At 46.5% G+C, this 12,105-nt stretch carries 15 protein-coding genes; 10 read left to right on the forward strand and 5 right to left on the reverse strand.

The annotated features are described in order from the left end of the window. Nucleotides 1-213 precede the first annotated feature (213 nt). Entirely contained in the window at nucleotides 214-963 is a 750-nt protein-coding gene (locus tag ACM64D_RS13995; RefSeq protein WP_415063847.1) for a dolichyl-phosphate beta-glucosyltransferase, read from the reverse strand. Then, entirely contained in the window at nucleotides 963-3,053 is a 2,091-nt protein-coding gene (locus ACM64D_RS14000) for a site-specific recombinase (protein ID WP_415063848.1), read from the reverse strand. Before ACM64D_RS14000 ends, ACM64D_RS13995 begins: the two co-directional genes overlap by 1 nt. 158 nt (nucleotides 3,054-3,211) lie before the next feature. On the opposite strand from ACM64D_RS14000, the gene ACM64D_RS14005 reads away from it, so the two are divergent. The 4 genes from ACM64D_RS14005 to ACM64D_RS14020 are packed head-to-tail and all read left to right on the forward strand — an operon-like array spanning nucleotide 3,212 to nucleotide 5,595. Further along, entirely contained in the window at nucleotides 3,212-3,769 is a 558-nt protein-coding gene (locus tag ACM64D_RS14005; RefSeq protein WP_415063849.1) for a redoxin family protein, read from the forward strand. Nucleotide 3,770: 1 nt separating this feature from the next. Beyond that, complete coding sequence (locus tag ACM64D_RS14010; RefSeq protein ID WP_415063850.1) at nucleotides 3,771-4,199, forward strand: hypothetical protein; 429 nt, start codon at nucleotides 3,771-3,773, stop codon at nucleotides 4,197-4,199. Beyond that, nucleotides 4,196-5,095, forward strand: a complete 900-nt coding sequence (locus ACM64D_RS14015; protein WP_415063851.1) for a serine protease spb1 — start codon at nucleotides 4,196-4,198, stop codon at nucleotides 5,093-5,095. The genes ACM64D_RS14010 and ACM64D_RS14015 overlap by 4 nt, the downstream gene beginning before the upstream one ends. Nucleotides 5,096-5,103: 8 nt before the next feature. Then, nucleotides 5,104-5,595, forward strand: a complete 492-nt coding sequence (locus ACM64D_RS14020) for a hypothetical protein (RefSeq protein WP_415063852.1) — start codon at nucleotides 5,104-5,106, stop codon at nucleotides 5,593-5,595. Here ACM64D_RS14020 and ACM64D_RS14025 read toward each other — a convergent pair. Beyond that, nucleotides 5,592-5,921 carry a KH domain-containing protein gene (locus ACM64D_RS14025; RefSeq protein ID WP_415063853.1) on the reverse strand — a complete coding sequence of 110 codons (330 nt, stop codon included), beginning with the start codon at nucleotides 5,919-5,921 and terminating at the stop codon, nucleotides 5,592-5,594. The genes ACM64D_RS14020 and ACM64D_RS14025 overlap by 4 nt on opposite strands. Nucleotides 5,922-6,428: 507 nt before the next feature. Here ACM64D_RS14025 and ACM64D_RS14030 point away from each other — a divergent pair. Next, on the forward strand, nucleotides 6,429-7,364 hold the full coding sequence (locus ACM64D_RS14030) for a hypothetical protein (protein WP_415063854.1): 936 nt from the start codon (nucleotides 6,429-6,431) through the stop codon (nucleotides 7,362-7,364). 177 nt (nucleotides 7,365-7,541) lie between these two features. Continuing rightward, nucleotides 7,542-9,122 carry a methyl-accepting chemotaxis protein gene (locus tag ACM64D_RS14035; RefSeq protein WP_415063855.1) on the forward strand — a complete coding sequence of 527 codons (1,581 nt, stop codon included), beginning with the start codon at nucleotides 7,542-7,544 and terminating at the stop codon, nucleotides 9,120-9,122. Nucleotides 9,123-9,133: 11 nt separating this feature from the next. Here the strand turns inward: ACM64D_RS14035 and ACM64D_RS14040 are convergent, their stop codons facing one another. Continuing rightward, nucleotides 9,134-9,442 (reverse strand): hypothetical protein, encoded by a 309-nt coding sequence (locus tag ACM64D_RS14040; protein WP_415063856.1) that lies wholly within the window; start codon nucleotides 9,440-9,442, stop codon nucleotides 9,134-9,136. Between the two features lie 101 nt (nucleotides 9,443-9,543). Here ACM64D_RS14040 and ACM64D_RS14045 point away from each other — a divergent pair, with 101 nt between their 5' ends. Together ACM64D_RS14045 and ACM64D_RS14050 are read left to right on the forward strand one after the other, a co-directional pair. Next, nucleotides 9,544-10,152, forward strand: coding sequence for a cytochrome c oxidase subunit 3 (locus ACM64D_RS14045; protein ID WP_415063857.1), 609 nt, complete (start codon nucleotides 9,544-9,546; stop codon nucleotides 10,150-10,152). Next, nucleotides 10,149-10,355: a hypothetical protein gene (locus ACM64D_RS14050; RefSeq protein ID WP_415063858.1), complete on the forward strand. Its 207-nt coding sequence runs from the start codon at nucleotides 10,149-10,151 to the stop codon at nucleotides 10,353-10,355. The genes ACM64D_RS14045 and ACM64D_RS14050 overlap by 4 nt, the downstream gene beginning before the upstream one ends. Here the strand turns inward: ACM64D_RS14050 and ACM64D_RS14055 are convergent. Beyond that, on the reverse strand, nucleotides 10,352-10,765 hold the full coding sequence (locus ACM64D_RS14055) for a hypothetical protein (protein WP_415063859.1): 414 nt from the start codon (nucleotides 10,763-10,765) through the stop codon (nucleotides 10,352-10,354). The two genes, ACM64D_RS14050 and ACM64D_RS14055, sit on opposite strands and share 4 nt — an antisense overlap. A gap of 168 nt (nucleotides 10,766-10,933) precedes the next feature. Between ACM64D_RS14055 and ACM64D_RS14060 the strand changes: the two genes are divergently transcribed. Beyond that, nucleotides 10,934-11,563, forward strand: a complete 630-nt coding sequence (locus ACM64D_RS14060) for a tRNA-uridine aminocarboxypropyltransferase (protein WP_415063860.1) — start codon at nucleotides 10,934-10,936, stop codon at nucleotides 11,561-11,563. After that, nucleotides 11,560-12,105, forward strand: a complete 546-nt coding sequence (locus ACM64D_RS14065; RefSeq protein WP_415063861.1) for an NADAR family protein — start codon at nucleotides 11,560-11,562, stop codon at nucleotides 12,103-12,105. Before ACM64D_RS14060 ends, ACM64D_RS14065 begins: the two co-directional genes overlap by 4 nt.

Raw genomic sequence — 12,105 nt, forward strand, 5'->3', positions numbered from 1 at the left:
CAGTTGCACTTTTTTAATCAAGGAAAAAACTGAAATTTTCTGTCATGACCGCAGTAGTTCCAAATTGGAACCCCAGTTCGATTTTAGGACCAGAACGAAGCAAACTATTAATAATGCTTATAGAACCCATCATTTATTTGAAATTATGCTGCCTAATATTAAATCAACGCAAATAACGCCTAGTGTCTTTATTTTCTTGTTCCCAAACAGATTTTAAGCACTAGAACTGCCCGTTTTTGAGAGCGTGCTCAGGCGAACTTTCAGTTTTAAGACCGTCCACAACATCTCAAAACTATCGCGCACGATATGGACTCGAGAGGCCTCTTGATGCTGCCAACGAATGGGAACCTCGAGCACTCTTTGCTTTTTTCTCAAGAGAAGAAGAATCAACTCCACATCCCAAGCAAAGCGCGCCACCTGCAAATAAGGCAAGATCTCAGTTCGAAAAAACGGACTATTTTTAAGAAGTTTAAAACCGCATTGAGTGTCACGAAAAGGAAGTCCCACAATAGAACGCAGAATCTTATTAAAACTTTTTCCCATGCTCTGCCGAAGCCAGTGTTGTCGAACCACGATGTCACTCTTCGGAAGCGCTCGCGAGCCCATCGCCAGGTCGCACTCATCACGGACCGCCCACAACTTTTCCAACTCTTCCCAGGGGGTCGCCATATCTGCATCGGCAATTAAGACCCACTCGCCCGACGCCTGACGAAGTCCCTCGTGAACGGCCGCTCCTTTGCCCTGATTGGTATTAAGCTCCAGCAGACGCAAATTCGCCCAGGTCGCCTGCGCCTTTTTAACGATTGAAGATGTTTGATCTTTGGAACCGTCATCGACAACAAAAACCTCGGTGATGGACCACGTGGCTTCGCTTCGTTGGGAATATTTTTGCAAAGCCGCCAAAGTCTTCGGCAAACGTCCTTCTTCATTATAAGCCGGGATAACGACGGAAATCGTTTGCATCAATGCCCCTGATCCTGGGATGACTTTTTCTCAATGGAGGCCCCCACTGGCAAAAAGAAACTCAAAGGACTTGAGAAGAAGCGCCCCACAACCGCCTTACGAATCGCACGACGCTGAGGAGGGTTGATCCCACGAGCTTTGATCGCCACAAGCAAGGCCATTCCAAAACTGACCCCCACATTGAAGGCACCAATAAAGAAAATACCAACCACCGCTCGCCAGAATTCCCATGTTTTTAAAAATTCAGTTCCCAGAACAGGCAAAGCACCGGCCAAAGTTCCCGATGACAAAGTCACATGTCTTACATCCAAAGGAAGCCCTATGAATTTCATAATCTCGGGCACCATTCCTAAAAGCAGTCCCAAAGAAATATTCCCCAGCAGACCTGACATGTTCTTCTCTAAAAACACGGCGATGTTGCGCGCGCCTCGTTTGCCAAAGACAGCGCGAAGCCCTGGGCTTCGCGAAAGTGTTTTGCGAAGTGAATTGAGCGCAAACCAGTTGTCCCCCCAACCAGCAAAGATACTGGATAGCCATAATAAAATCCCAGTGAATGAGGCATGAATCAACACCGGCCCCAGAATGTCGACAGACTGGTAGGCGCTGTGTGCCTTAGCCTCGCCCATCAGATGATTGCCGAAAAGAAGAAAGAACACTGTATCAATGAAGATCACTGTGGGGACCACAAAGAGCACGTTCCCTAAGATCGACGCCACCTGCGAGCGAATCAGATGGACGATCTCACTGACCAGGTTCTCCATACCTTGGGTACTATCCACGTCTTGCATTTTTTCTGCTAAGGCAGGAGCTGTCATCGCGGGTTGTTTGGTCCCCAACGTGAACCCCGCAAGATGAATAGCGACAAAACTCAAAGCATAATTCAAAGACGCCAAGAAGCCTTCGGCAAAACCAGAAAGTCCCAAACTCAAGATCCCGACCTTCACATAGACGGTGATCGCAGTGATCGCGCCACCGCCTCCGGCAGCTTGAAGCATGTGACGATACTCTTCTTTGGTGCGCGTGATATAGTGCTCACCGGTCTCGGCCGCGCGTTCAACAACCTTGCGGGCAAATAAAGATATGTTCTGCGAAAATAAAGACGTAATACTGCGCAGATCCTGATTTTCTTCAACCAACTTAGATAAAAAGCTTGTCACCTTTTTGCTATCTACTCGTTCGGTCAGCAAAATCTCGAGAAGACTATCTATACGCTGCAGATATGTTCGTAAGCGCATCATCTGGAATACTAAATCGATACTGACGCCGTACTCGTCCAGATGCTTATGAACTTGCGCCAACTCCTGACGACACTCCCACACAATCATGCGAAAGCGTGAGGCTTTTTCCAAGGTTTGAGTTTTATCTCCCGAATGATAGGAGTTTAAGAATTCCTCAAGGCCGCGCACCAAGGAAAAGAACGCGGAATCGCGAAAGGAAGGCTTATCCAAACGATACCTTATCGCTGGAGCCAACCCAATGGCCCGCACCTGAATCACCAAATAAACCAATGCATCTTCCAGATCCGCACCGAGGCGGTTCCAATCTTGCTCCTCAGAACCGACTTCGTAATAGAATAACTCCACAAGTTTATCGAAGGTGACATTATCGATAGAGGCCAACCACAGGGGGTCGTCCTTATCCGGAAACAAGGCCCAAAATAAATAACCCAACTCATGGTCCAAGGGAGGCGTGGGAAGGACCTTCATCATAAAACGGTCCACCATCTCACTCCACAGGCCGAGCTCTTTCGGAAGCCCCGTTTCAGTGAATAGCTCCAATCCGCTCACTTCCCGAACAACGGTTCTAAGAATGACAGCAACGTCTTTTTTCCAGTTCGGATTTCGATCCAAGACCAAAAGGAAGAACCGCAATCGAGTCACCGGCAAACGCCCGGTTTCCTTTTCCAAATGCGAATCAACCGAGCCTTCATATCGAATCCACTGCAGAACCATCACCAGCCACTGAAGCTTGTCCTCCAGTTGTCTATTTTCTTTTGCAGTTGCTAACAGAACGTCCAAGTCACTATGAACTTTACCACGCTGTTTATACTGAATAAGTCGATGCCGGAAGGCCTTGATTTTTTTAAGCATTAACGAATTTTAAAAGGGATGACCTTACTTTTGGTAGAAGCAATGCGACATGCGTGACGCAGCAGCACAGTCAAAGGTAAGGCCGTACCTTTGAGGAGGGGTTGGAGCAACAATTCGTGGCATTCCATGCAAAAGACCCTCCGTGTTAGAACCTGGGCATGACACGATATCTATTCGCAATTCTAATTTCGTTCTTTTCACTCACGGCGTGGTCCGAGACTCCTTTGGGAAATTTTCAAGGTCTCGATGTGGTCTCTGGAAAAGAGTATCAAGTTGCATTTCCTTCTGAGAAGAAGGCGACGATTCTGGTTTTTATTTCGGCCAAATGTCCCTGCTCAGCAAGTCATGAAGTATTACTTAAAGATCTAAGCTCGGAATATAAAGAGTTCGCTTTTTTTGGCGTTCACTCGAATTCCGATGAAGATCAGGAGACCACCAAAAAACATTTCTCTGAAACCCAGCTTCCCTTCCCCGTTCTGCAAGATCAAAAAAACTTTCTCGCAAACAAGCTAGGCGCTCTTAAAACACCGCATGCTTTCGTCCTTAATAATAACGGTGAAGTTATCTATCATGGCGGCGTCACTGACAGCCACGTCGGCCCTTCAGCGAAAAGACATTTTTTAAAGGACGTCCTTGAAGATCTTCGCGCGGGAAAGGCGCCTCGCCACAAAGAGGGCCGGGCATTAGGCTGCTATATCCAAAGAGAAGAGGACTAAAATGAAATATCTTTTGCTCATTCTTGGCTCTTTGTTTTCTTTTGCGTGCGCTCGCCCCGACTATATTTCACAAGCGGAATGGGATCAGCATAATAAGCCGGCAAACACGGACACCTGCCAATGGAAGCTTGCGAATCTTGATGCTTGCGCCCACATTCAATGGCTGCGCCCACCGACCAGTTCAGAGCCCGCAGAACTTACGATCGAATTGGCAGGAAATATTCCTGAAGACACGACTCTCTCTGCGTTGTTATGGATGCCCTCCATGGGACACGGTTCTGCCCCTGTTCAAGTAGAACGTCTGTCGGCCTCTCAGTATCGCATTACCAAAATCTATTTCATCATGCCTGGCGACTGGGAAGTCCGCATATCCTTTAAGAATTCATCTCAAGTTTTGGATCAACTCACAATCCCTCTGATGGTCCCATGAAAATAGCGGTTTATCTTTTCATCTTTCTTTTTCACTCTTCAACCTGGGCCGCCAGTTGCTGCGGTGGGGGTTTCTCGATTCCGGCCCTTATCCTTGGGGACGACAAAGCTCAAGTCACCAGCACCTACTCGTATTCTCAAGTGAGCGACGATGTCCTGGACAACGAAAAGTGGTTGCGTCGCCATGACGACAACCTCACCCAAACCTTGAAGCTTGAAGGAGCCCTGCTTATTTCCGATGAATCCCAAGTGGGGCTGTCCCTCCCGCTCGTCACAAAATCAGCGCAAAACGCGGAAAGCACTGGCGGCGTCGGAGATCTTTCTTTCTATTTTGGACATGAAAGCTTTCCCGAAAGAAGCTATTCCTCTTGGCGCCCCAAAGGGGTCACTTTCTTACAACTCACACTTCCCACCAGCCCTTCGATCTATGATTCTTCCACGATGTCCTCCACAGATATCCGAGGACGAGGTTTCTATTCTCTCGGAGTGGGAGTCGCCTTACTTAAAGCCTGGAAAGTGTGGGACTTTAATTTTAGTGCGGAAGTACATCGCGCATTCTCTCGCGAGGTCTCAAGTGCCTCTTACGGAGGAAACATCGAAGTCAAACCCGGCTGGGGCACGTCACACACACTGGGCGCCGGATGGAACTATGGAGATCTCCGTCTGGGCAGCTCTTTAGCCTTTCTTTATGAGGACCCTATCCAAATTCGTGGCAGTACGAATTCAGATGGCTCTCCACAAAAGAATTTCACTTTAGGTTTATCGGGAAGCTATATGATCAATATGGAGTCCGCGGTGACCGTCAGTTATAGCGATCAAAGTTTGATCGGCGCACCCATCAATTCAAGTTTATCTAAAACAATCAATTTAAGCTACCAACAGCGGTGGCCTCGATAGGAGACTCTATGAAACTTTTTGCTCAACTTCTTTTCGCGCTGTCATTGGCCTTTACAGCAAACTCTTTTGCATGTGGAAATGGAACCCACGACGGCGGCGACCACAGCGATGGTAATCATGGTCAACATGGTGGCGGCAGTCATCAAGGAGAACATCAGAAGCTTTGCCCTGTCTACTTCAAAACAGCAGACGTTTGTGCTCAAGTGGAATTCACGAAAGGCCCTTTTGACGGAACAGAATCTCAGTTTCTAGTGAAGTTCTTCGACCACAAGTCTGCTCACGGTGAGCATGTGATGGTTGATCCACAAACTTTGAAGATCGATCTTTGGATGTACATGGGGAATCACGGTGGCCACGGGTCCGCACCCGTTAAAGTTGTGAAGCAAGATCTTGGGGTCTACTATGTTTCAGAAGTTTATTTCGTGATGCCAGGCCGCTGGAATGTTCGCTTCTTTGTTAACGGCGAACAAAGTGACCTTCTTGTTGATGTAAAGCCTTAAACATCTAAACAGTAATACGGAATTTCGACAATGGCACGAATCCCTTTTCGTGCCATGATCGCCGCCATCACCGCACGCACACCGGTTATATTTTTTCCTTTGCAACCGATGACTTGCCCCAGGCACTTCTGATCACACTCCACCTTGTACACCGTTGTTTTATCTCCGGTGGAGTAAGACACCACAACAGAGTCAGGAAGATCTACAAGTCCGCGAACAAGTCGCTCTAACAACTCTCGCCCCTCCTCCTGGACCCGACCTTCATCGTGAGGTGCTTTAGCTTCAAGTCTTTTGCGGATGACCTTTATATCGTTAGGGCTAGACATTTAACTTTACTCCATCAACATGCTAGTAAACATTTCGGCATTGTAACGGAATCACTACAGATAATATTCCAACAAATCCCTATTTTTTTTAAGTGAGAGTTCATCGAATAACTGACGGCAAAAAAGCCTCGCGAGAGGGACACACAATGGGCCTGTATAAGCACAAGTCACTATTTTGAAAAATCGTTTCTCACTCCCTCACCAGTGGGCTTAGAGACTCCACTCTTTCAAAACGTTTTTCATATAATCTGAAAAAGATCTCGACACTTTTCTTTGAAATCCCCGCAAAAAAGCGAAAATAAAATGCGAATTTCCGTTTTTAATTTTCGAACTTCTGACTGGTTTTTAGTCAAAGCCAAAGAGTAGACATTACCTCGAACTTCCGAATAGGTTCTCGCACGAGGCAAATGCGAGTCAGTTCAAAGACTTAACCTCACATCTTGCCCCACTTAACAAACACAATTTGTTGGTATCACTCTTGCCTCTTAGTAGTTTGTGGAGGCACTTATGAAATCAATGCTTGCGTACACCCTGGCTTTGACAACATTGATTCTTACAGCTTGTGATCAAAAACTTCGCTTCGGAGAACTGGGTTCTAACCAGAAAGCAGAAGCTATCATTCCTATCGAAGACATCCCCGCAGTCCCTGTCTATAAAAAAACCTCTGGGGCTTGCTCTGCAGATAGTTCCACATCTGTGGTCTCTTGCTTAAAGTGTGAAGTTCCCCCGCTTCCTCCCGTCGAACCACCGATGTCCCTGAAAGCGCGTCAGCTTTTGCAAATTATGGATACGGCTTGTGGAATATATAATAAATCTTACGGAAGTTCTTATGTTGCTCCCGCCGCCGCCACTCATCTTGCAAAACTCAACCGCTGCTCTCCCTCCCTATATAAAGACTCCACACCGACTGCACAGCAGGCAGATCTTATCGCCCGCCTTCTCAACCAAGAGGCCGCACTCTTAAATAAGATGTTTGGAGGACTTTGGTACCAACCTCCTTACTCGGACTACTTTGAAACTTATTTCGGCCTTGAGGTCGGCGAAGCGGCTCAAGTTTTCTGTATGCAAAGTGCTGCGAATGTTTCTGGAGGCCTTTATCCAGCATCGTATTGGCAAGGAAGCCAAGACTTTAACTACAAACTCCCTGCCGAGTATGTCGCTGCAAACGATTATCGTGATGGCCTCAAATCATGCATCCCAGAAAGCCAGAATAATCCTTGGACCCCCTCTGGCCCCGTTGCGACCCAAAAAACTTGCGTCTTTGAAACTCTCACGGGGGAGGCTGGAGCTGAAATCACAACTCAAGTCAGCGCTTGGCTCTCTCAAGGTTACACCGTCGGAGCTGACATAAAGAACCAAGGTCTTTGTTTGAGTGTTTCGAGAATTGATCAGCTCAGTATGTCTCAAGGTGAGATTTCTGTCGGCGCCTACAAATGCCAGTAAACAAAGAAAAGGGGGCGAATACCCCCTGGGGGCTGATCCATCTCACATCATAACCCCTTATTTTCACTCAGCAAATATGAACATTACAATAATTTAAGCTATAAATCCTTTATATTCCATTTGGTCCACCGATATTACATGGGACCCAATGTACATTACAAATATAAAGGAATGCTCATGTTTGCAAAATTCAACTTAAAGACCAAGCTTCTCATGCTCTGTGCCCTGCTCTCATCCATCACTATCGCCGTAGGCGTTACCGGATTTATGTCCCTGAAAAAGGTCGGCCAAGAGTATGACTTTGTCGTCAGCAAAGTAGCACCAAAGACCAGCTACGCTTCTCGCATGCTGATGAACTATAGAAAGCTTCGTGTGAACGTGACCACCTTGGGGTTAACGGGCATTTCGGCCAAAGATGGCGAACAAGGTATCCGTATTGCGAAGGAAGCCATTGTAGACTACGAAAAAGACAATAAAGAATACGTGGACCTAAAATTCGTTCCTGGTCAAAAAGAGCTTTACGATAAAGTCGACGTTGCTTGGCAGGATTTTAAGAAGACCTCAGACGCAATTATGTCTCTTTATCAATCAGGAACGGCTGAAGATAAAGAAAAGATGTTAAAGATTTTATTTACCGATTGTCCGGACAAAGCGGTGACCTACACAGCCGCAGTCAATGCTCTTCTTAAATTCCACGAGACCGTGATGAAGGACAGGGCCGAAAATGCACTTGATATTGCCGAGCAAGCAAACACGTTCACCCTTGCTATTATTATTGGTGGCGTTCTTTTCGCACTGACCTTTGGCTTCTTTTTCGCCAACTCTTTGGCAAAATCTCTGCAACGTATTAGTGAATCGGTTAAGTTGGCTGCGGAACAAACTTCCACAGGAGGATCTCAGCTCGCTGCCGCCAGCGTACAACTTTCATCTGGTTCCACAGAAGCAGCGGCTTCTCTTGAAGAGACCGTGGCCTCAATTGAAGAGCTTTCCAGCATGGTGAAGTTAAATACGGGACATGCTCAGGAAGCCAACAGTCTTTCTCAGAAATCACGTGAATCCGCAGAAAAAGGCGAAGTTGAAATTTCAAAATTAATCTCATCTATGTCCGACATTGCCAGTGGTTCAAAGAAAATCGAAGAGATCATCAACGTGATTGACGACATTGCATTCCAAACCAATCTTCTTGCATTGAATGCCGCGGTTGAAGCCGCCCGCGCCGGAGAACAAGGAAAGGGTTTTGCGGTTGTGGCCGAAGCCGTTCGTTCACTGGCCCAAAGAAGTGCCCTTGCCGCTAAAGACATTTCATCTTTAATCACTGAAAACGTTTCTAAGAGTGAAAATGGCGCCAAAATCGCCAGCGAAAGCGGAATCGTTCTTAAAGATATTCTTGTTGCCGTCAAGAAGGTCGCAGACCTCAACGGAGAGATTGCAACAGGAAGCCAAGAACAAGCCAACGGACTTGAGCAAATCACCAAAGCCATGAATCAGCTTGATCAGGCAACTCAAGGGAACGCCGCTTCCTCCGAAGAAGTCGCTGCTTCTTCTGAAGAGATGTCTCAACAAGCAAATGCCTTGTCTGAGTTGGTCGAAGAACTTCAGCAAATTGTTCAAGGAGCAAAACACAAGTCGGAGACAGCCGCATGGGCGGCTCCGGCTAAAACAGTCAAGCCCGTCAGCAAACACAGCTCAGCAACAATCATTCCTTTTGGTAATGACTCCGCACCGGGACGAAAAATCGGTGATGTTTCTGGGTTCTAAAGAGCCACTCTTTAAAATTCTTGAAGGCCCAATAGGTCTTTGCAAATCTCCATTTGGCGATCAATTTCTGTGATCGCCTTATTGAGTTTCAATAACTCTCGATCATCAAGTTCGACCTCCAAAGAAGCCAATACAATGGGGTGCTTTTTAAGCCATTGCCCCTGACGAGAAGCGTAGGCCTCGGGAACTCCCGAGCGCAACGCGGCCATTCGAGCGTCGCGGTCTTTAAGATACTCCACAATAAACTTCAACGTCTCTAGCGTCAGGATCTTTTTGTGGGCCTTCAGTCGCGATGAAAACCCCATCTGTCTGATTCTCATTCTTATTTAGTCTCCGCAATCCAGTTGTTACGCATGACATCCATCATATCCACACTGAAATAGATTTGCACCCATATACCTTTTGTCATAGTGATTTAAATATGAATACATCAGACACTATTACCAGCGCCAGTTCAGAATCTGACAAAATAATGAATCCTCCCGGAAGTCTTCTTATGTGGCTTCTGGTCATTATGGAAGTTTTCATGTTCGGAGCCTTACTCACGATCATTGCAAGGTTCAGATATCTCAACTTAGAGTCTTTCAAAGCAGAAAGTGCTCACCTGAATCTGCAAGATGGGATTTTATTCACCCTCGCTCTTCTGATCAGCGGCTTTCTTGCCGCCGAAGGAGTTCGCTTCTTTTTTGGTGAACAGAAAAAGAAAAGCCTGGTCTATTTCATTCTCAGTACGGTCTTTGGCTTGACGTTTCTCTTGCTTAAACTTTTAGACTTCTTTCACAAAAGCGAACTTGGACTCACCATCGTGAAAAATGATTTCTGGCAATACTACTGGCTCTTGATGGGCTTTCATTTTCTTCACGTCCTGGTCGGCGTTTTCATCCTGTTCTCAATCTCACTTGGGATCTATCGAAACAAAGTCAATGACTCGGAGTTTTCAGTTCGAGGTGGCGCTCTTTTCTGGCATATGTGCGACATCATTTGGCTGATCATTCTGCCAATTTACTACATCGGGGGAATCTCTTCATGAACAAACTCATTTTTGGACTTCTACTTAGCCTTCTCGTTGTGGGGTTCCTGTTCCCCTCTTTAAAGTTTGCTCTGCTTCTGGCATTAATCAAAGTTCTTTTGGTGGTTTACTTCTATATGGAATTACGCCACGCCCACGCCGCCTGGAAGCTTGCAATGACCGGACTCGTGTTGGCGACTTTTGGTGGGCTCTTTCTATATTAGAGTTCTTTCACATGCTTTGCTTTTTGCAAATACAACATCAAAGCAGTAACAGCCCAAATAGAAGTCCTTAACGACATGGCGATGACCGTTCTCTTTTCATAAAGACCGCCCATCGCAATATGAACACCCAAAGCGATAAATACTGCGCCGGTGAGCGCGACAATGGCACATGAAAGGCGCAGGTCCCACTGAGCCTTTACGCCCACTCCGATTCCCGCGACAATATAGAAAAAACCTGCCACAAAATTAAACCATAACACGAAAGGAACATAGTTGCCGGCCGCAGCGCGAGCTGCCGAATCAAAAAATAAGACCGAGGCCCCTTCTTTGAGGGTCGCCCCTCCAAAAAGCACTAAAAATATGGATAATAAGTAAAACCACTTGGATCGTTTTTCCTTAATAGAAGCCATAATTCCTCCCCACTTATCCTATTGTCCTCCAGGCACCTGACCACGCAAGTCGAAATCTCAATGAGAATGACGAGTATCACAACGATCCCACATTGAGGCAGGAATTGTAATTTACATTATCTCTTGGACTCTGTAAAAATAGGTCTCCGCGAGCATTCTTGAGGCCACATGGACAATACACAGAGAATTGAAAGAAAAAGAAAGACCAAAGACCCCTGCCCCGAGTGCTTTTTAAATCGTCAACTTTGTATCTGCCATGCGTTTCCGCACCTAGATCTTAAAACCCGTGTCTGTCTCGTGGTTCACGCAAAAGAACTTAAACGCACCACTAATACCGGAAGACTCGCGATTAAATCTTTAACCAACAGTGAAATGCGGGTTCGCGGAGCCACAAAAGACTCTTTAGACTTAAGTGACCTTCTTACGCCCAACTATCGCACTCTCTTATTTTATCCCAGTGAGGATGCCTTAGAGCTCAACAAAGAGTTGGTAGAACAAGACTCCCGCCCCATTCAACTGATCGTTCCCGATGGGAATTGGCGACAGGCCAGCAAGGTTCATTACCGCCACCATGAGCTCAAAGACATTCCTCGTGTGATGATTAAAACTCCAAACACTTCCAAACTTCATCTGCGCGCTGAAAACACCCCGGAAGGCATGGCCACACTTCAGGCTATTGCCCACGCTCTGGGAATCATCGAGGGTGAATCCGTCAAGCAAGCCTTGCTTGTTCTTTACAACGCAAAATTAGCAAGAACGTTGCAGGGGCGTGGCGACAATCGAGGTTTTGACATATGACAAACTATTTAAAGAGTGTTCTCTTATTTGTTCTTATCTTGTTCTTTCAAATGGCCTGTATTCACCGGCCCCGGACTCTCGCAGAACCTTATCAAGAGGCCATTTTAGATTTCTATTCTACACAAAAACCCTATGGGGAATTTTCCAACTTTGCGCCTTTCCCTGTTTTTGTGGATGGCGAATGGTGGCCAACCAGTGAGCACTATTACCAAGCCCACAAATACGAAAGCAAAGATCTCATCGCTTGGGTTCAAGCCGCCCCCACTCCTATGGAAGCCGCCCTTCGTGGACGAGACAAAAACATCCCCAAAAGAGCCGACTGGGAACAGCGAAAAGATGAGATTATGGAAAAAGCGGTGTGGGATAAATTTTTACGCTATCCAGAGTTGCAAGAGCTTCTACTTTCAACCGGCGAAGCCCGCCTTTATGAACACACCAAAAATGACTGCTATTGGGGCGACTGCGAGGATCGCACCGGAAAAAACAAATTGGGGCTCTTGCTAGAAAAGATTAGAGCGTCCCTAAAGTCGACGAAAAAATAA

The organism is Bdellovibrio sp. (assembly GCF_047637665.1).
Taxonomy (GTDB): Bacteria; Bdellovibrionota; Bdellovibrionia; order Bdellovibrionales; family Bdellovibrionaceae; genus Bdellovibrio.

Bases quoted from the DNA above. Each gene is read 5' to 3' on its own strand.
- ACM64D_RS13995 (WP_415063847.1), bottom strand. From the start codon at position 963: ATGCAAACGATTTCCGTCGTTATCCCGGCTTATAATGAAGAAGGACGT.
- ACM64D_RS14000 (WP_415063848.1), bottom strand. From the start codon at position 3,053: ATGCTTAAAAAAATCAAGGCCTTCCGGCATCGACTTATTCAGTATAAA.
- ACM64D_RS14005 (WP_415063849.1), top strand. From the start codon at position 3,212: ATGACACGATATCTATTCGCAATTCTAATTTCGTTCTTTTCACTCACG.
- ACM64D_RS14010 (WP_415063850.1), top strand. From the start codon at position 3,771: ATGAAATATCTTTTGCTCATTCTTGGCTCTTTGTTTTCTTTTGCGTGC.
- ACM64D_RS14015 (WP_415063851.1), top strand. From the start codon at position 4,196: ATGAAAATAGCGGTTTATCTTTTCATCTTTCTTTTTCACTCTTCAACC.
- ACM64D_RS14020 (WP_415063852.1), top strand. From the start codon at position 5,104: ATGAAACTTTTTGCTCAACTTCTTTTCGCGCTGTCATTGGCCTTTACA.
- ACM64D_RS14025 (WP_415063853.1), bottom strand. From the start codon at position 5,921: ATGTCTAGCCCTAACGATATAAAGGTCATCCGCAAAAGACTTGAAGCT.
- ACM64D_RS14030 (WP_415063854.1), top strand. From the start codon at position 6,429: ATGAAATCAATGCTTGCGTACACCCTGGCTTTGACAACATTGATTCTT.
- ACM64D_RS14035 (WP_415063855.1), top strand. From the start codon at position 7,542: ATGTTTGCAAAATTCAACTTAAAGACCAAGCTTCTCATGCTCTGTGCC.
- ACM64D_RS14040 (WP_415063856.1), bottom strand. From the start codon at position 9,442: ATGAGAATCAGACAGATGGGGTTTTCATCGCGACTGAAGGCCCACAAA.
- ACM64D_RS14045 (WP_415063857.1), top strand. From the start codon at position 9,544: ATGAATACATCAGACACTATTACCAGCGCCAGTTCAGAATCTGACAAA.
- ACM64D_RS14050 (WP_415063858.1), top strand. From the start codon at position 10,149: ATGAACAAACTCATTTTTGGACTTCTACTTAGCCTTCTCGTTGTGGGG.
- ACM64D_RS14055 (WP_415063859.1), bottom strand. From the start codon at position 10,765: ATGGCTTCTATTAAGGAAAAACGATCCAAGTGGTTTTACTTATTATCC.
- ACM64D_RS14060 (WP_415063860.1), top strand. From the start codon at position 10,934: ATGGACAATACACAGAGAATTGAAAGAAAAAGAAAGACCAAAGACCCC.
- ACM64D_RS14065 (WP_415063861.1), top strand. From the start codon at position 11,560: ATGACAAACTATTTAAAGAGTGTTCTCTTATTTGTTCTTATCTTGTTC.